Raw genomic sequence first — 18,905 nt, 5'->3', positions numbered from 1 at the left:
CTTTTTAGGAGGAAGAACATGAAGGAATTTACTTACACAATCACAGATGAACAGGGAATCCATGCAAGACCGGCAGGGTTACTGGTAAAGGAAGCTGCAGGATTTGCAAGTGCAATTACAATCGAAAAAGATGGTAAGAAAGTAGATGCGAAGAGAATCCTTGGCGTTATGGGTCTGGGTGCTAAGAAAGGTGCAGAAATCACACTTCGTGCTGAAGGGGAAGATGAAGATGCAGCAATTGAAAAATTAAGTGCGTTCTTACAGGAGAATCTGTAAAGTCAGGAAGAATATTTAAGCTGAAGTGCATTTCGGAAAAGGTGTTCACAGCGATGAAAAGGGACCTGTCACTTAGGATAAGTGGCAGGTCCCTTTTATGATGATTTGTATTATTTTAAAATTCCTTAGTTATTTGAGATAAATGTTAATTCATCAGAGGAATAGAATGTCTCATAAGAATCATAATCACGTACTTCAAATTTAATAGAAGCATTGGTTACATCATCAATAGATGTAATATCATCATTTGCTTCAATTGACATAAAGGTACCGGTTCCAGGAAGAAGATATCCATATCCGTAATCATCCTGCATAAAGTCATTGATTGAGAAATCATCGGATTCAGCAACACAGGTTTTATCTGTAGTGTTTTCAATATAGAATACAAATACAAGTGTATCATCCCAACCGGTTGTTGTGCCGACATAATATGCATTGATGCCATTAGAGGAATCTAATGCAACTGCACCCGGAACAGAGGAAATAGAGAATGGAGTATAGGAATCGGAAAGATTGATATCCTGTACAACACCATCATCAATCAAAGTATCATAAGTATCAGAATCATAGAAGCTTACCTGAAGTTTAATATTATCAATGCTGTCAAAACCGGTTAAAGTGAAATCATCAGTAGAAATGCTAAGTTCTTCGTTGCTTTTTTTACCGGCAGCGATGTCACCTGAAATATAACCATACATGGTTACACCATTGATTGCACAATAATCAACACTGATTCCAAGGTCGTTAGAAGTATTGTTTTCAACAGTAACTTTAATTTCCGGAATTACAGAATCATCATAGTAGCTGTATACAATACTGGTAGCTGTAATGGTAACATCATTAGCTGAGTATAATACAACATTATCTAAAGGAACTTCTTTGTCATCGCCATAGCTGTAATCACTGTCATCATAGTCATCACTATCATCTGAATCGGAATCAAAATCAAAGTCATCAAGATCAGATGTGATACCACTGTTGTCAAAAAGTTCTTTTCCGGCATTGCTTAAGGTTTTAGAAACATTGATAACTGCATATACAATAACACCGATAGAAAAGATGGTTGCCAGAATGGAAATGATTAATCCGGCAATTGCTGCACCACGAAGGTCACGGTTCTTACCCATTCCAAGAATGGAAAGAATGATAGCAGCGATACCAAGAATGATTCCGATAATTGGAACAAACCATCCGAAAGGTAAAGCAGCGATACCAAGAATCAGACCAAGGACACCAAAAACACAGGATTTTTTCGGTGCATCACCATTGAGATTGTAGGAAGGTGCTGCATTGTAGCTGTTTCCATTATAGGTGTTTCCATTGTTAAATGCCTGCTGTCCGTAATCTGGCTGATTGTAAGCCGACTGATTATAAGCGTTCTGATTAAAGCTGTTTGGATTATAATCGGTCTGGTTGAATGCCTGCTGCTGATTTGCATTTGGTGCATCATAGGTCTGAGGACCATTTTCCGGCTGGTTGTAAGTCTGCTGCTCAGGAGCCGGCTGACCATAGTTCATCTGAGCATTGTTGTCTGGGTTTGGAGTTCCGGCAGGTTCATTCCCGGAAAAACCATTTGGATTGTCGTTTACATTTTCACCATTTAAATTATACATAACTTTCTCCTTTTCCTATATTATGTGAATGGTTGCACTCTATTAAGGTATCATATTAAAGTCAGCTTGACAATGTTTTTCTTTTTTTTGCATGATTTTGCAAAAAAAATAGAAAAAATTTTATAAAAATACATTGACATCATCGCTTTACAGTGATAAACTAAGCTCAATTAATGAACTGAATAAATAAAATCAGTGAGCAAAAGTAGTACGGTAAATGATTTCTTTACAGAGAGCCGGCGTTGGTGGAAGCCGGTAAGATAGTTTATTCGGAATGGATTTGTCAGATGCAAAGTGAACAATAGTAGCGGATGCCGTTTTCCCACGTTACAGGGACGAGGATATCGAAGGAGACTTCTGTATCCAAGAGGTTATGTTTGAATTAGTGGCGGATATTTTCTAATTGAAAATATCCGCTTTTTTAATTACTTACAGGTAAAAAGCAGACATAGCGAAGATGGGTGGCACCACGCGATAAGCGTCCCTGACTGGAAAAGAACATTTTCCGGTCAGGGACTTTTTCTTTGCACGAGCAGCATTTATAAAGCCGGTTTATAGGAGGATGATTATGGTAAGAAACAGAAAAGTATTCAAAAAAACAGTGAGCATTGTCAATGAAAAATCAACAGACATGTACGAAAGTCTGGTAGGAGATAAAAAAGGCTTCCTGTTAGAAAGTTACGATAAGAATTATGACCGCTATACTTTCTTTGGAATGGAGCCGGAAGAAATTGTAACATCAAGAGGAAATGCACTGGTGATTACAAAAGCAGATGGCACAGAGGAAGTAAGAGAAGGAAATCCGCTGGAGCGTCTGAAAGAATACTACAGTGAATTTCATATCGAAAAAGAAGACGAAGAGCTGTCCTTCTCCGGTGGACTGGTTGGAAATCTTGGATATGATTTTGTAAGATATTCTGAAGTGCTTCCGGACAATAACCCGGATGAAATCGGAATCGAAACCATACAGATGATGTTAATGACTTCTTTCCTTATGGTAGACCATGTAGCAGAAACACTGACCGCTGTAGTATTAGAAGAGCCTTCGGAAGAAGGACGAGAGCAGGCAATGGAAAAGGCAGGGCAGATGATAAAGAAAGCCATGGAGAAGAAGGAATGCAAACGGAACTTCTACCATGATGGAAAAATCATTAAGAAGTCGGACAGCATCGAAGAATATGGCGAAAAGGTAGAGAAAATCAAACATTATATCAGAGAAGGCCATGTGTTCCAGACCGTATTGTCACAGCGCTGGACGATTGAAACCAGACAGACCGGTTTTGAATTATATAAGGAATTAAGAGAATTAAATCCTTCTCCGTATCTTTATTATTTTAATTACGGAACCTTTGAAGTAATCGGAAGTTCACCTGAGATGATTGTAAAGAAGCAGGAAAATAAAGTGTTCACCTGTCCGATTGCAGGAACCCGGAAGAGAGGAAAAGATGAAGCAGAAGACAAACGGCTGCGGGATGAACTACTTTCCGATGAAAAAGAGCGGGCAGAACATGTTATGTTAGTAGACCTTGCAAGAAATGATATGGGAAGAATCAGTGAATTTGGAACCGTAAAGGTAACACAGTTTATGGAAGTACAGAATTATTCCCATGTAATGCATATTGTTTCCCAGGTAGAGGGACGCAAGAAAGGAGAATCCCATCCATTAGATTTGGTGGCATCCTTCCTTCCGGCAGGAACCTTAAGCGGAGCACCAAAGATTCGGGCTATGGAAATCATTGATGAATTAGAAAGTGTACGAAGAGGCTTATATGGTGGAGCAACCGGTTATATTGATTTCGGTGGAGACATGGATTTTTGTATTACAATCCGGACCATGGTAAAGAAAGGAAATGAGGTATACCTTCAGGCGGGAGCCGGAATCGTAGCAGATTCCGTACCGGAAAATGAATATTATGAATGCTGCAATAAAGTAATGGCATTGGCAAAGACTTTGGTTGAGGAGGAGAACTTATGATACTGCTGATTGATAACTACGATTCATTTACCTATAACCTGTATCAGTATATAGGAACTTTTACGAAGGATATTATCGTAAAACGAAATGACAAGATTACAATAGAAGAAATCCGCACCATGAACCCGGAACGCATCATTCTTTCTCCGGGACCAAAAGCACCGAAAGATGCCGGCATCTGTATGGATGTGGTGAAGGAATTTTATAAGACAATTCCAATCCTTGGCATCTGCTTAGGACATCAGTGTATCGGGGAAACCTTTGGCGGCGTAGTGAGCTATGCAAAGGAATTATATCATGGAAAACAGTCCCTGATTGCCCATGACGGCACAGGAATCTTTCAGGGAATTGAAAGCCCGATTCAGGTGGCAAGATATCATTCCCTGGCTGTTCAGAAAGATAGTCTTCCGGAGTGCCTTGTGGTAACGGCGGAGACAGAGGATGGCGAAATCATGGCAATGCGCCATAAAGATTATCCGGTAGCTGGATTACAGTTCCATCCGGAATCCATTTATACACAGCATGGGAAGCGTATGATAGAGAATTTCTTAAACGGGAGGATATAGAACATGATATTAGATGAAATTGTTGCAGATAAAAGAGAGCAGCTTTTTCGGGATAAGCAGAAAACAGATCTGACAGTGATGCGGACATTAGCGGAAGAGAAGTTAAGAGAAGAGGCGGCAAAGAAAGAAAAGATAAGAAGCTTTTATCAGAATCTTGCCAAAGATGGACTTTCCATTATCGGAGAATTTAAAAATGCATCCCCAAGCCTTGGAAAGATAGAAAGCAGGATTACATTGGAAGAGCGGATGGAAGATTATACCGCTTCTGTGGATGCGGTATCCTGCCTGACAGAAGAGAAGCATTTCCTTGGAAATACTGATTATTTCCGGAAAGTAAGAAATCTGACTCCGCTTCCAATGTTACGGAAGGATTTCATGATTGAAGAATATCAGTTTTATGAAGCAAAAGCCATTGATGCAGATGCAGTATTACTGATAGCAGCAATCTTAGATGACAAGGAAATGTATGACTTTTATCAGCTGGCAAAGGAATTAAAGTTAGATGTACTGGTGGAAACCCATGATGAATGGGAAATGGAGCGGGCATTGAAGCTGGATGCAGACATCATTGGAATCAACAACCGAAATCTTAAGGATTTTACGATTTCACTGGAACGAACCAAAACACTTTCTAAGATGGTGCCAAAGGATAAACTTTTAATTGCAGAAAGCGGAATTGTAAGAGATGATGATGTGGCATATCTTGCAGATTGCGGTGTCAGTGGATTTTTAATTGGAAGAGCATTTATGGAACATGAAAATCCAAAGGCACTGGCAGCCCACTGGAAACAGGTTTATAAGGAAGCCGCAAAGTAAGGAGAAATGGCATGGCAAAGATTAAGATTTGTGGCATCACAAGAGAATCTGAGACAGAAGTGCTGAACCAGATGCAGGTAGATTATGCAGGCTTTGTGTTCTTTGAAAAAAGCAAACGAAACGTTTCAATAGAGCAGGCAAAAGAAATTAAGAAACATTTGAAGCCTTCTATTAAAACTGTAGCAGTTACCGTAAATCCGGCACTGGATTTGATAGATGAAATCATAGAAGCAGGTTTTGATATTCTGCAGATTCATAAGATGCAGGAATTTCCTGAAAATCTTAAAATTCCGGTCTGGGTAGCATGTCAGGTGCGAAGCAGGGAAGAAGCGGAAGAAATAAATGTTCCGGATGGTATTTCCGGCATTTTATTAGACGCACCGGAATTTGGCAGTGGAAAGACTTTTTCCTGGCAGGATTTTCCAATGAAAAAAAGAAGGGAATGGCAGGAAAGAAGGATACCATTTATTTTAGCCGGCGGCTTAAGCAGTGAAAATGTAGAAGAAGGTATCCGGTTATTTGAACCTGATGTAGTAGATGTCAGTTCTTCGGTAGAAGGAGAACATGGAAAAGATCATAAAAAAGTAGAAGCATTTGTAAGAAAGGTGAGAGAACATGAATAAGAAGAGTTATTATGGAGCATTTGGTGGACAGTATGTAGCAGAATCATTGATGAATACTTTAAAAGAGTTGGATGATGCTTTTGAAAAGTATACAAAGGATGAAGAATTTTTAAAGGAAGTGGACTATTATCTTAAACAATATGTAGGAAGAGAGACACCACTTTATTTTGCCAGCCGTCTGAGTGAGGCTTATGGAACTAAGATTTATTTAAAAAGAGAGGATTTAAACCATACCGGAGCCCATAAGATTAACAACGTAATCGGTCAGATTCTTCTGGCAAAGAGAATGGGAAAAACCAAGGTAATCGCAGAAACCGGAGCCGGTCAGCATGGTGTGGCAACTGCAACCGGAGCAGCTCTTTTTAATATGGAATGTACCGTATATATGGGAGCAGAGGATATGAAACGTCAGTCGCTGAATGTAATGCGTATGGAAATGCTGGGAGCTAAAGTAGTGCCGGTTACATCCGGAAGTAATACCTTAAAGGATGCTACGAATGAGGCAATTCGTACCTGGGCAAAAACCGCAGAGGATACCTTTTATGTAATCGGTTCCGCTGTTGGACCGTATCCTTATCCGAAGATGGTAAAATATTTCCAGAGCGTCATCAGCAAAGAAGCAAAGAAACAGATTTTAGAGCAGGAAGGAAGACTGCCGGATGTGGTTATGGCATGTGTTGGCGGAGGTTCTAATTCTATCGGAATGTTTGCAGATTTTATTGAAGAAAAGGACGTAAAACTGATTGGTGTGGAAGCTGCCGGAAAGGGAATTGAAACAGGAGAACATGCCAGTGCCATGGCATTGGGCGAGCCTGGCGTATTACATGGTATGCGTTCCTATTTATTACAGGATGAGGATGGAAATGTGCAGCTTGCCCATTCCATTTCCGCAGGACTGGATTATCCGGGTGTTGGACCGGAGCATGCCTATCTTAAGGACAGCGGCAGAGCAGAATATGTTGCAATCAAGGATGATGAAGCCATGGATGCATTAATGGAGCTTTGTAAATTAGAGGGTATCATACCGGCAATCGAAAGTGCCCATGCAGTGGCATATGCAAAGAAGCAGGCGAAGAAAATGAAACCGGATGATATTATGGTGGTTTGTCTTTCCGGAAGAGGCGACAAGGATGTAAATACAATTGCAGATTATCTTGCAGGAAAGGGTTATTTAAACTAGGAGGTGCAGCATGAACAGAATCGAAGAAAAATTAGCACAGTTAAAAGAACAGAACAAAAAAGCATTTATTACATATATGACAGCAGGAATGCCGGACTTTGATAAAATGCAGGAGATTATCCGCACTCAGGAGCAGGCGGGAACAGACATCATCGAGCTGGGAATTCCATTTTCAGACCCGGTAGCAGACGGCCCGGTTATTCAGGATGCTTCCTATCATGCCATCTTAAAAGGTGTGAATTTAAAGAAAGTATTAGAAGCCATGAAAAAGCTTCGCAGTGCAAAAATTGAGATTCCAATCGTATTTATGATGTATTACAATACCATATTTCACTATGGTGTGGAAGCCTTTGTGGATGCTTGTATCGAAAGCGGAGTAGACGGACTGATTATTCCGGATCTGCCATTAGAGGAACAGGATGAGATAAAGGAATTTTTACAGAAGGAAAATGCACCGATTCTTATCCAGCTGGTATCTCCGGTTTCGAAAGACAGAATCCCTGAGATTTTAAAGGATGCAAGAGGATTTGTTTACTGCGTATCTTCCATGGGTGTAACCGGACAGGAAGCAACCTTCCATAAGAGTGTAATTGATTATCTGGGCAGTGTAAAAGAAGTATCAAAGATTCCTGTTATGATGGGCTTTGGTATCCGTACTGCAGAGGATGTTGCACCGATGAAAAATATTATCGACGGAGCAATCGTAGGCTCACATTTCATCAGACTGATGAAAGAAAATGATTATGATTTACAGGCAATTGGAACTTATTGTGGCAAATTTAAAAAGGAACTGAATCAGTAAAGGAGGAATTTGCGATGAAAGAATATATTGAACTGGTTGCAGAAGGAAAAGATTTAACAGAAGAACAGGCAAAAGCAGCAATGGAAATCTTATTAAGCGGGGAAGCATCCCAGGCTCAGATTGGTGCTTTTTTAATGGGACTTCGTATGAAAGGTGAGACCTTAGATGAATTAACCGGGTTTGCAAGGGTGCTTCGGGATAAGGCAGATACTATTTCTCCGAAGGTTTCTAATTATGTGGATCTGGTTGGAACCGGTGGAGACTGTACTTATACTTTTAATGTGTCTACAACTTCTGCATTTGTCGTTGCAGCAGCCGGACTCCCGGTAGCAAAGCATGGCAATCGTTCCATTTCTTCAAAGAGCGGAGCCGGTGATGTATTAGAGGCACTGGGCGTAAATATTATGGCAGAGCCTGCAAAAGTAGAAGCCTGCGTGGAAAAAGCCGGAATCGGATTTATGTTTGCACAGCTCTTTAACAAATCCATGAAATATGTAGGCCAGGCAAGAAAGGAAATGGGTGTGCGTACTGTGTTCAATATTTTAGGACCTCTTGCCAATCCTTCCAGAGCAAAAAGTATGGTGGTAGGTGTCTATGATGCAGCCCTGACAGAAAAAATTGCCCTTGCCATGAGCAGGCTTGGCGTTGAACGTGCCTTTGTAGTAAGCGGCAAAGACAATATGGATGAAATCACAACCACAACCGAGACCGTAATATCTGAAATCAAGGACGGGAAAGTAAATACATTTACCATAACACCGGAGCAGTTTGGTTTAAAGCGTGCTTCCTTAGAAGAACTGCGTGGTGGCGATGGAACAGAAAACGCCGTTATCACAAAGAAAATTCTCTCCGGAGAAGAAAAAGGCGCAAAACGCGACATCGTATTACTGAATGCCGGTGCAACCCTGTATGTTGGTGGAGCAGCATCCACCATTGAAGATGGAATCACCCTTGCAAAAGAAGCAATCGACAGTGGAAAAGCAGCAGGGAAGTTAGCGGAGCTGGTGAAGGTATCAAACGAAGCGTAGAAGAAACAAAACACTGAAAAAACAGATGAGTAACAGAAGCGAAAAACTTCGGAAATCGAAGTGATGTAAAGCACATAGTATTGTTAATTGTCAACCATATGCAAAATACAAGTTGACAATTGGGCGGCGCATACCATATAATACCCTATGGATAAAAATCTATAGGGTATTTTTGATGGGTGATTGAAAAATAAATATAGTATTCTTTTTAAATTTTGCATATTCAAAGGATATTGGCTTTTGATTGATATGAAATGCCGGAAGTTCTTAGGTGCATGTTTTTCTTGCATAGAAACTGTCTTTCCGTTTCTTTAACCGGATATCGGAACTGTCCGTTGGGTACGGATGCTGTATGATACCTGCAAGGGGCACTAAGAATTTCGGATAAAATATCACAATATCCGGCAACCGGTGCAAATTCGCATCCGTGCTCATATGCACCTCGCTGGCACGTCCATGTGCCAGCGTTGCCTGAAACAGACGAAATTCTAAGTGCCCCTAACAGTTACATAAATGCATCCGCACTTCAACGAACAGTTCTGATATCCTGTTAAACATTGGAAAGACGGTTTTAATAAAAAAAGAAAAACATGCATCTTAGAACTTCGGTATTTCAGAGCAGAAAAGCCAATATCCTTTGAATAGTTAAATTTACTGAAAATATATTTATTTTTCAATCACCCAATAACAACAAACGTTAGGAGAAAATTATGCAGAACACAACAACAGAAAAAAGAAAAATCACAACCCAGCAGATGGCACTGGTAGCAATCATGACAGCACTGACCTGTATCCTGGCACCATTTTCATTGCCGATTGGTCCGGTACCAATTTCCCTTACCAATCTGGTTATTTACTTCTCATTGTATTTACTGGGTTGGAAGCTTGGAACGTTAAGCTACGTCATTTACCTTCTGATTGGACTGGTTGGTGTACCGGTATTTTCAGGATTTACCGCAGGACCGGCGAAACTTTTTGGCCCGACCGGTGGATATTTAATCGGATTTATTCCAATGGCAATCATTGCCGGTATTGTAATTGATAAATATACTGAGAAATGGCTCTTGTGTCTGCTGGCAATGATTGTTGGAACGATTGTCTGCTATGCGTTAGGAACAGCATGGCTTGCTTATGAAGCAAAGATGGACATGATGGCAGCATTATGGGCTGGTGTAATTCCTTTTATTCCTGGTGACCTGGTGAAAATGGCACTGGCAATTTTAATTGCACCAAAAATCAGAGCTCAGGTATGCAGGGCAAGATAATTTTTCATAGTCTTTAGAGCAGTTTTTTCCAGACGGCTGACCTGAGCCTGGGAAATATGAATCTCATCAGCAATCTCCATCTGGGTTTTACCTTCAAAGAACCGCAGCTTAACGATATGATTTTCTCTGTCGTTGAGCCGGTTCATTGCATCGGAGAGGGCAAGCCCTTCCACCCAGTTATCTTCTTTATTCTTTTTATCACTAATCTGATCCATCACATAGAGTGTATCACCACCATCCGTATAGACCGGGTCATAAAGACTGACCGGACTTTGAATGGCATCTAGGGCATAGACGATTTCTTCTTTGGTAAGTCCGGCTTCTTTTGCAATTTCCTGTAAAGTAGGCTCCTGCATGGAATTTTTCATCAGGATTTCTTTGGCATGAATGGCTTTATAGGCAGTATCCCGCAGGGAACGGCTGACACGGATGCTGTTGTTATCCCGTAGATAGCGGCGGATTTCGCCAATAATCATAGGGACGGCATAGGTGGAAAATTTTACCCCCAGTGTATCATCAAAATTGTCAATGGACTTAATCAGTCCGATACATCCAATCTGAAAGAGGTCATCAATATTTTCCTGATTTCCGGAAAAACGTTTAATCACACTTAAGACCAGACGAAGATTTCCTTTGATATATGTTTCCCTTGCAGTCATATCCCCCTGTTTGATTCTGGCAAATAGAGCAGCCTTTTCTTCTTCCTTTAGGATTGGAAGCTTTGCGGTATTTACGCCGCAGATTTCAACTTTGTAGACGGACATGATGCGTACCTCCGGGTTAAAATGTTTTTGCAGCCATTGGCTGATACAGAAAGGATGTCCTTATTTACATAAAAATATGCCGGAAACAATAAAAATTTAATAATTTTTCATCTTGAAAAACGAATGGGTGAAAGCTATGATATACATAAAGAAAAAAATGGAAGTGGAATAATATGCAGGATGCAATAGATAAGAGAAATGAAAGAGAGCGAATTGCTCATAGTATTGTGAAACGCTGGAATGTTCATTACATGTCGGAAGAAGAGATTTTAGCCGCACGCAAGAAACAGCAGGATGAACAGCAGGCACAGGAGATTCTTGATCGTCTTGCAAGAGTGGCTGCAGAGGAAGAAGAAAAAAAGCAGCGTGAGATTGATGCGGCAGTAAGGCAGAAGATTGAGGAAGAAAGAGCACGTTTACAGAAAGAAGAAGCAGATGAAACGATTTCAGATGATAAGTTATCTGCTATTTTAGGAGAAAAGAGTCCTGAACGAAAAGAAACACCGCAGGCAGCGGAAGTGTCACAGGAGGTGGAAACACCGCAGGTGGTGGAGAAACAGACAGACAGTGGAGAACAAGTGTCTGAGGTCATAGAAGCGACCGTTGAAACAGAACAGGAATAAGTCGGGTTCTAACGGACAATATCTCATTCATATATTGTAATAAGAAGTGAAACTGGAGCATAAGTATGGATGATGCCTTGCTGTTACAGAAGTATCATGGATTAGGAAATGATTATCTTGTACTTGACCCGAATAAGAATAAGATACATTTATTGGAACGTCATATTGTAAAGCTGTGCAGAAGAAATATTGGCGCAGGAGCTGATGGCATTTTATATGGACCGATATGGCAGGATGAGAAGCTTTATGTAAAGATATTAAACCCGGATGGAAGTGAAGCAGAGCGCAGCGGAAATGGTGTTCGGATTTTTGCAAAATATTTATTAGATGCCGGATATATCAGACACAGACCGTTTAGCCTTTATACCAAGGCAGGCGAAGTAAGGATTGATTTTTTAAATGAAGACGGAAGTCTTATGAAAGTAAATATGGGAATACCACAATTTACCGGAGGGGTACTTGCTTATGTAGGTACGCCTCCGGAAATTATAAACAGGCCTCTGGTTTTTCATGGCCATCCTTACCGGGCAACCTGTGTTTCCATGGGAAATCCGAACTGCGTGATTCATTTAGATGAAATCAGTAAAGAAAAGGCAATGGAATTAGGACCTTATGTGGAAAATGCATCTTATTTTCCAAACCGGATTAATATGCAGCTTTGTAAAGTAATGGATAGAGGTCATATCCGGGTGGAAATCTATGAGCGGGGAGCCGGATATACCTTAGCTTCCGGAACCGGAGCCTGTGCAGCAGCGGCAGCATCCCATAAGCTGGGACTGGTGGATGACAGAATTGAAGTCACGATGCCGGGTGGGCAGTTACTGATAGAAATCGGAGAGGATGGCAGCGTGTTCCTTACCGGAGAGGTGCAGAAAATCGGAACAATTCTGATGGCAGAACACTTTCTGGCGTAGTTGACAACTGCTTGCCTTTGAGTATAAAATGGAAAAATAGAATGCTCAGAAAGGAACATGAGAAAGAATGAGAAAGATACTGGATTTAATAACAGATGAGATGGTGAAAGCATTTGAAGCAGCCGGACTTGATGCAAAATATGCAAAAGTAACTGTTTCAAACAGACCGGACTTATGTGAATATCAGTGCAACGGCGCTATGGCTGCTGCAAAAGAATATAAGAAAGCACCGATTATGATTGCGGAGGAAGTAGTAGCACAGCTTAAGGATAACGCAATGTTTGAATCCGTAGAAGCTGTAAAACCTGGCTTCCTTAACTTAAAGCTGAATAATGAATTTGTGGCTTCCTATATCAGTAAGATGCAGGAGGATACAGAGCGTTTAGGCTGTGATAAGGTGGAAAATCCAAAGACCATCATGATTGACTATGGCGGACCAAACGTTGCAAAACCACTTCATGTAGGACATTTACGTTCTGCTATTATCGGTGAAAGCATCAAACGTATTGGTAAATTCATGGGACACAATATGATTGGTGATGTGCATCTGGGTGACTGGGGTCTTCAGATGGGACTGATTATTACTGAGTTAAAGCTCCGTAAACCGGAACTTTGCTATTTTGATGAAAATTATGAGGGAGAATATCCGGTTGAGCCTCCATTTACCATTTCCGAGCTGGAAGAAATTTATCCGACAGCCAGCGGAAAATCCAAAGAGGATGCAGCTTATAAAGAAGCTGCCATGCAGGCAACCTATGAACTGCAGCATGGAAGAAGAGGCTATCAGGCATTACTTTCCCATATTTTAAATGTATCTGTAACGGATTTAAAGAAGAATTATGCTAATTTAAATGTATCTTTTGAATTATGGAAGGGTGAGTCTGACGCACAGCCATATATCCCGGACATGGTACAGAAGATGAAGGATGACGGTTATGCATATATCAGTGATGGTGCACTGGTAGTAGATGTCAAAGAAGAGACTGATACGAAAGAGATCCCGCCATGTATGATTTTAAAATCCGATGGGGCTTCTCTTTATAACACAACAGACCTTGCGACGATTGTATGGCGTATGAAAGACTATCATCCGGATAAAATTATCTATGTAGTGGATAAACGTCAGGAGCTGTATTTTACACAGGTGTTCCGTTGTGCCAGAAAGACACATCTTGTGGATGATGATACAGAGCTTCAGTTTTTAGGTTTTGGTACCATGAATGGAAAAGACGGAAAACCATTTAAGACCAGAGAGGGTGGTGTCATGCGGTTAGAGACACTGCTTTCCAGCATCAATGATGAGATGTACCGCAAGATTACAGAGAACCGTACGGTAGAAGAAGCGGAAGCAAAGGCAACCGCAAAAGTAGTTGCACTTTCCGCAGTAAAATACGGAGACTTTTCCAATCAGGCTTCCAAGGATTATATTTTTGATATCGACCGTTTTACTTCATTTGAAGGAAATACAGGTCCATATATTCTTTATACGATTGTCCGGATCAAATCCATTCTGAACAAATATAAAGAAGCAGGAAAAGAAGCAGGAACAGCAGCAATTCTTCCGGCACATTCCGAAAGCGAGAAGGCATTGATGTTAGAGCTGACCCGTTTCAATGCCATGATGGAAAATGCCTACGAAGAGACAGCACCACATAAGGTATGTTCTTATATCTATGACCTGGCAAATGCATTGAATCATTTTTATCATGAGACAAAGATTATGGCAGAAGAAGACGAGGCAGTGCAGGCTTCCTATGTTCGTTTATTAACACTGACCAGGCGGACATTAGAGGTTTGTATCGATGTATTAGGTTTCTCTGCACCAGACAGAATGTAAAGGAAAATATATGATTGACAATAGAATGGGTGCCATCTTTGATTTAGATGGCACTCTTTTAGACTCCATGGGAGTATGGCGGAAAATTGATGAGGATTTTCTTGGCAAAAGAGGATTTGTTGTGCCGGATGATTATCTGGTAGCAATTACTTCAAAGAACTTTGATGCGGCAGCAGAATATACCAAAGAGCGTTTTAATCTGCCGGAGTCCGAAGAAGAGATTATCAAAGAATGGTTTGATATGGCGATTGAAGCTTATACCAATGAAGTAAAGTTGAAAGCCGGTGTTATAGATTACCTGAAGCAATTAAAGGCAGAAGGAATTAAGATTGCAGCAGCAACTTCTTCCGATGAGAGGCTGTTTCGTCCCTGTCTTACCCATTGCGGCATCATGAAATATTTTGATGCATTTACAGTGACGCAGGAAGTGAAGCGGGGAAAAGGATTCCCGGATGTGTACCAGCTTGCAGCAGAAAAGCTTTCTTTGAAACCGGAGCAGTGTGTGGTATATGAAGATATTTTAAAGGGTGTGGAAGGTGCAAAGATGGATGATTTCTATGTGGTAGGTGTGGAAGATATCCATTCCTCCTATGAGAAAAATGAAATCATGCAGCTATCTGACCGCTATATTCTAAGCTTTGAAGAATTATTAGATTAATTCCGTTACACAAAAAACACAGTTTGACCGCATTTTTATCACAAAATCATCGTCTTTTTAACACAACTTTCTCATAAACTTTCTGAGGTAAGATGTTATAAGGAGGAAGAGACGTGATAGAGATTAGTCATTTGACGAAAAAATACGGGACGCATGTAGCGGTAGATGATTTGAATCTTACCATTGAGCCGGGAAGAATATATGGCTTCTTAGGACCAAATGGTGCAGGCAAATCAACTACAATGAACATGATTACCGGATATCTGGGGGCAACAGAGGGAACCATTAAAATCAATGGATTTGATATTTTGGCACAGCCGGAGGATGCAAAGAAATGTATTGGCTATTTGCCGGAGCTGCCACCTTTATACATGGATATGACGGTGGAAGAATATCTTTTGTTTGCAGCAGAACTTAAGAAGATTCCAAAGGAGAAACGGAAACTCTATGTAGAAGATGCCATGGCAACCACAAAGATTACTGATATGAGAGGCAGACTGATTAAAAATCTGTCCAAAGGATACCGGCAGAGAGTCGGACTGGCGCAGGCAGTCTTAGGTTATCCGGAAGTTATTATATTAGATGAGCCTACAGTAGGCTTAGACCCGAAACAGATTATTGAAATCCGTGATCTGATTCAGAGTCTTGGAAAGAAGCATACTGTAATTTTAAGTTCCCATATTCTTTCGGAAGTCCGGGCAGTATGTGATTACATATTTATTATTTCCCATGGAAAATTAGTTGCATCGGAAGAAACAGAAGAACTGGTAGAGCGGATGTCCGGTGGACAGGTAATAGAGCTTAAGTTAAAAGCTGAAGAAGAAAAAATAAAAGAAGTTTTTGCAGATGCAGAACATATTACTGCAGTAGAAACGAAAGAACTGCCGGAGGATGGAGTTACTGAGGTGACTGTAACGGCAGAAAAAAATAAAGATGTCAGAGAAGAGATTTTTCATATTTGTGCAGAAAGTGATATGCCGATTTTGGAAATGATAAACGGTGGTAAATCGCTGGAAGATATCTTTCTTGAACTTACATCAAAGGAGGAAGAATAATGCGTGCAATATGGAAAAGAGAATTAAAATCTTATTTTCAGACGGTGACCGGATGGCTTTTTATTGCAGCAACACTGGCACTGTTTGGCCTTTATTTTTATGTATACAATATGTATTATGGTTCGACAGATATCAGCAGTACTTTATCAGCAGTAACGTTTCTGTTTCTGGTTACTGTGCCGATTCTTACGATGCGTACCCTGGCAGAGGAGCGGAAGAATAAGACAGACCAGCTGATTTTAACTTCGCCGGTATCAGTAGAAAAAGTGGTTCTGGCAAAATATCTCGCCACCGGAACCGTATTTACCATCAGTGTAGCGGTTATGTGTCTGGCACCGTTAATTATGTCAGCATATGGAAACGTTGCTTTTGCAAAGAGCTATGTGGGAGTACTGGGTTTCTGGTTATATGGTATGACCTGTATTGCCATTGGAACCTTTGTATCTTCACTGACAGAAAGTATTGTAATTTCTGCAGTATTAACCTTTGTATTTCTCTTTGTGGGATATCTGATGACCGGAATTACCAATCTGATTTCACAGAATGGAAATATTATTACAAAGATTTTAGGCTGTTATGATTTGACAAAACACATGGATATGCTGATGCAGGGAATTCTTGATGTATCCGGCATTGTATATTATATTTCCATGATTATCCTGTTTTTGTTCCTGACGGTACAGTCCATACAGAAGCGTCGCTGGAGTATGAGCAGTAAGAAATTAAAGCTTGGCGTATTCAGTTCTGCCATGGTTGTGATCGGAATCGTGGTTACAGTCGCAGTAAACCTTGTAGTAAATGCATTGCCATCTTCCATTACATCTATTGATTTGACAGCACAGAAGATGTATTCCATTTCTGATGATACAAAAGAGATTCTTCATAATCTGGATGAGGATGTCACAATTTATGTTCTGGAAGCGGAAGGAAATATGGATGATACTCTTGCAACGACATTAAAGCGTTATGAAGGCGAATCTTCCCATATTTCGGTAGAATATAAAGACCCCTCCGTTTATCCGAATTTTTACCGGGATTATACGGATGATACATCTATCACCAGAAAGAGTCTGATTGTAGAAAGCAGTAAACGTTCCAAAGTAATTAATTACAGCAATATTTATGAGACCAGTATAGATTACAGTACTTATAGCAGCCAGACTACAGGTTATGATGGAGAGGGACAGCTTACCAGTGCCATTTCCTATGTCACATCGGATGAAATGCCGGTTATGTACGAACTGCAGGGACATGGTGAGACAGCATTGAACGGTAATTTTAAAGATGCTATTGAGAAAGCAAATGTCACTTTAAACAGCCTCAACCTGATGCAGGCAGACAGCATTCCGGAAGATGCACAGGCACTTATTATCAATGGACCGACCTCTGATTTTTCATCCGATGATGCGTCAAAAGTAATTGATTATATCAATAAAGGTGGAAAACTTTTTGTAACGCTATCTTATACAGATGCTGATATGAGTAATTTTTATTCGGTTTTAAATGAGTTTGGCATTACTGCAGTAGACGGAATGGTGATGGAGAGCAATACCGGTTCTTATTATCAGGCACCATATTATCTTTTACCAAATGTAGAAAGCAGTGCGCTGACTTCCGGTGTGGATGGCTATGTATTTACACCGTATGCAGTAGGTCTTACCTATAATACCGATACCGAAAATGTAACCTATACACCTTTACTTACCACTTCGGATGCAGCGTACAGTAAGACAGATGCTACAAGCTCCTTAGAGCAGACGGAGGATGATATTGCAGGACCGTTTACGGTAGGATTAAAGGCGGAAAAAACCATGGATGATACAATCGCAGATATTCTTGTATATTCTTCCATGAGTATGTTTACGGATGATGCAGACAGTATGGTATCCGGAAATAATTTATCCGTATTTTCAAAATCCATTGCAAGCTATATTCCGGAAGACAGCAGTTCAGCAGTTGTGATTCCGGTCAAAGAATATGACAGCGGTACCCTGACCGTACCGGCTTCGGTTGTCATTGCATCAGCTGTAATCGGCATTGCAGTAATTCCGTTATTGCTTCTTGCAATCGGTATCGTAATCTGGATGAGAAGGAGAAAGAAGTAATGAAGAAACAGAAAAAACAGTTGATTGCTTTATGCATCCTGCTTCTTATCTGTATTGTTGCATGGGTTAGCCTGACGAAGTGGAATAAAAGCCAGGAACAGAAAAAACAGGAAGAGGAAGAAGCATCCAAAGTTATGGTGACAGACATTTCAACAGAAGATGTAAAAGCATTTTCTTATCAGTATAATAATGAGACACTGTCTTTTGTAAAAGAAGATGACACCTGGTATTATGAGGCAGATAAAAGCATTGCATTAGACCAGGATGCCGTGGAAACATTGGTTACCACCGCAGCACAGTTTACAGCAGACCAGGAAATCAGGGATTATGAGGACTTGTCAGAGTATGGACTTGAAACGCCGTCAAATACCATTACACTGACGACAGGGGATGGAACAACAACACTTCTGATTGGAAATAAAAATGACATGCTGAGCCAGTATTATGTAAAGACGGATCAGTCTGACAGTATTTATCTGGCAGGAAGTGCAGTATATACCACTTATCAGAAAGGAATCGCGGATTTGACTGCAGCAGAAAGCACAACCGAAATTGCGGAATAAAAGGATTGACAAGTAAAATATCCATTGGTAAAATATATGAGAAAGTGTGGAAGAGAAATAGTAATCATTGGAAGCCTTCAGAGAGAAAACGGCAGGTGAGAGTTTTTGACGGAAGATGATGAACCGGTCTTGGAGCTGCATATCCAAGCAGAAGTGAAGGTATGTCGGGTTCTCCCGTTACAGAGAGAAGGCATAAGAAGATGTGCCGGAGTGCAGGAGCAGTCCTGAATTTAGGTGGTACC

General features: G+C 40.6%; 19 protein-coding genes and 2 other annotated features (1 of these 21 cut by a window edge). Of the genes, 16 read left to right on the top strand and 3 right to left on the bottom strand.

Features of this window, described 5'->3' with window-relative positions; genetic code table 11:
- The first annotated feature begins 18 nt into the window (after positions 1 to 18).
- A complete protein-coding gene (locus LKD41_RS01210; RefSeq protein ID WP_117697112.1) occupies positions 19 to 276 on the top strand; it encodes an HPr family phosphocarrier protein in 258 nt (85 codons plus the stop codon).
- A 125-nt stretch (positions 277 to 401) separates the two neighbouring features.
- Here LKD41_RS01210 and LKD41_RS01205 read toward each other — a convergent pair whose 3' ends face one another.
- A complete protein-coding gene (locus LKD41_RS01205; RefSeq protein ID WP_227700154.1) occupies positions 402 to 1,889 on the bottom strand; it encodes a hypothetical protein in 1,488 nt (495 codons plus the stop codon).
- A gap of 186 nt (positions 1,890 to 2,075) precedes the next feature.
- Positions 2,076 to 2,378: a binding site (T-box leader), on the top strand.
- A 79-nt stretch (positions 2,379 to 2,457) separates the two neighbouring features.
- On the opposite strand from LKD41_RS01205, the gene trpE reads away from it, so the two are divergent.
- The 7 genes from trpE to trpD are packed head-to-tail and all read left to right on the top strand — an operon-like array spanning position 2,458 to position 8,879.
- Entirely contained in the window at positions 2,458 to 3,864 is a 1,407-nt protein-coding gene (trpE, locus tag LKD41_RS01200) for an anthranilate synthase component I (RefSeq protein WP_227700153.1), read from the top strand.
- Positions 3,861 to 4,430, top strand: coding sequence for an anthranilate synthase component II (locus LKD41_RS01195; RefSeq protein ID WP_227700152.1), 570 nt, complete (start codon positions 3,861 to 3,863; stop codon positions 4,428 to 4,430). The genes trpE and LKD41_RS01195 overlap by 4 nt, the downstream gene beginning before the upstream one ends.
- Positions 4,431 to 4,433: 3 nt before the next feature.
- On the top strand, positions 4,434 to 5,246 hold the full coding sequence (gene trpC, locus LKD41_RS01190; protein ID WP_022242612.1) for an indole-3-glycerol phosphate synthase TrpC: 813 nt from the start codon (positions 4,434 to 4,436) through the stop codon (positions 5,244 to 5,246).
- An 11-nt stretch (positions 5,247 to 5,257) separates the two neighbouring features.
- Positions 5,258 to 5,869, top strand: a complete 612-nt coding sequence (locus LKD41_RS01185; protein WP_227700151.1) for a phosphoribosylanthranilate isomerase — start codon at positions 5,258 to 5,260, stop codon at positions 5,867 to 5,869.
- On the top strand, positions 5,862 to 7,049 hold the full coding sequence (trpB, locus tag LKD41_RS01180) for a tryptophan synthase subunit beta (RefSeq protein WP_022242610.1): 1,188 nt from the start codon (positions 5,862 to 5,864) through the stop codon (positions 7,047 to 7,049). Before LKD41_RS01185 ends, trpB begins: the two co-directional genes overlap by 8 nt.
- Positions 7,050 to 7,059: 10 nt before the next feature.
- Positions 7,060 to 7,851, top strand: a complete 792-nt coding sequence (trpA, locus tag LKD41_RS01175; protein ID WP_227700150.1) for a tryptophan synthase subunit alpha — start codon at positions 7,060 to 7,062, stop codon at positions 7,849 to 7,851.
- Positions 7,852 to 7,865: 14 nt separating this feature from the next.
- Complete coding sequence (trpD, locus tag LKD41_RS01170; RefSeq protein ID WP_227700149.1) at positions 7,866 to 8,879, top strand: anthranilate phosphoribosyltransferase; 1,014 nt, start codon at positions 7,866 to 7,868, stop codon at positions 8,877 to 8,879.
- 267 nt (positions 8,880 to 9,146) lie between these two features.
- On the opposite strand, the gene LKD41_RS01165 is transcribed toward trpD, so the two are convergent.
- Positions 9,147 to 9,314 (bottom strand): hypothetical protein, encoded by a 168-nt coding sequence (locus LKD41_RS01165; protein ID WP_227700148.1) that lies wholly within the window; start codon positions 9,312 to 9,314, stop codon positions 9,147 to 9,149.
- 275 nt (positions 9,315 to 9,589) lie between these two features.
- Here LKD41_RS01165 and LKD41_RS01160 point away from each other — a divergent pair, with 275 nt between their 5' ends.
- Complete coding sequence (locus LKD41_RS01160) at positions 9,590 to 10,144, top strand: biotin transporter BioY (RefSeq protein WP_022242607.1); 555 nt, start codon at positions 9,590 to 9,592, stop codon at positions 10,142 to 10,144.
- Here the strand turns inward: LKD41_RS01160 and sigG are convergent.
- Positions 10,123 to 10,908 (bottom strand): RNA polymerase sporulation sigma factor SigG, encoded by a 786-nt coding sequence (gene sigG, locus LKD41_RS01155; protein ID WP_022242606.1) that lies wholly within the window; start codon positions 10,906 to 10,908, stop codon positions 10,123 to 10,125. The genes LKD41_RS01160 and sigG overlap by 22 nt on opposite strands.
- Before the next feature lie 173 nt (positions 10,909 to 11,081).
- Here sigG and LKD41_RS01150 point away from each other — a divergent pair, with 173 nt between their 5' ends.
- The 7 genes from LKD41_RS01150 to LKD41_RS01120 all read left to right on the top strand — a co-directional run bounded on the left by LKD41_RS01150 (position 11,082) and on the right by LKD41_RS01120 (position 18,663).
- Positions 11,082 to 11,531 carry a hypothetical protein gene (locus tag LKD41_RS01150; protein WP_227700147.1) on the top strand — a complete coding sequence of 150 codons (450 nt, stop codon included), beginning with the start codon at positions 11,082 to 11,084 and terminating at the stop codon, positions 11,529 to 11,531.
- A gap of 65 nt (positions 11,532 to 11,596) precedes the next feature.
- Entirely contained in the window at positions 11,597 to 12,445 is an 849-nt protein-coding gene (gene dapF / locus LKD41_RS01145) for a diaminopimelate epimerase (RefSeq protein WP_227700146.1), read from the top strand.
- A gap of 67 nt (positions 12,446 to 12,512) precedes the next feature.
- Positions 12,513 to 14,282, top strand: a complete 1,770-nt coding sequence (argS, locus tag LKD41_RS01140) for an arginine--tRNA ligase (protein WP_227700145.1) — start codon at positions 12,513 to 12,515, stop codon at positions 14,280 to 14,282.
- Between the two features lie 10 nt (positions 14,283 to 14,292).
- Complete coding sequence (locus tag LKD41_RS01135; RefSeq protein WP_022242602.1) at positions 14,293 to 14,940, top strand: HAD family hydrolase; 648 nt, start codon at positions 14,293 to 14,295, stop codon at positions 14,938 to 14,940.
- Positions 14,941 to 15,053: 113 nt separating this feature from the next.
- Positions 15,054 to 15,995 carry an ABC transporter ATP-binding protein gene (locus LKD41_RS01130; RefSeq protein WP_227700144.1) on the top strand — a complete coding sequence of 314 codons (942 nt, stop codon included), beginning with the start codon at positions 15,054 to 15,056 and terminating at the stop codon, positions 15,993 to 15,995.
- Positions 15,995 to 18,100, top strand: coding sequence for a Gldg family protein (locus LKD41_RS01125; protein ID WP_227700143.1), 2,106 nt, complete (start codon positions 15,995 to 15,997; stop codon positions 18,098 to 18,100). Before LKD41_RS01130 ends, LKD41_RS01125 begins: the two co-directional genes overlap by 1 nt.
- On the top strand, positions 18,100 to 18,663 hold the full coding sequence (locus LKD41_RS01120; protein WP_227700142.1) for a DUF4340 domain-containing protein: 564 nt from the start codon (positions 18,100 to 18,102) through the stop codon (positions 18,661 to 18,663). The genes LKD41_RS01125 and LKD41_RS01120 overlap by 1 nt, the downstream gene beginning before the upstream one ends.
- 38 nt (positions 18,664 to 18,701) lie before the next feature.
- Positions 18,702 to 18,905: a binding site (T-box leader), on the top strand; it runs 24 nt beyond the window's last position.

The organism is Roseburia sp. CLA-AA-H209 (genome assembly GCF_020687575.1).
Lineage (GTDB): Bacteria > Bacillota > Clostridia > Lachnospirales > Lachnospiraceae > Roseburia_C > Roseburia_C amylophila.
The sequence above is the reverse complement of the archived record's forward strand: the minus strand, read 5'-3'. Positions and strand labels throughout refer to the sequence as shown.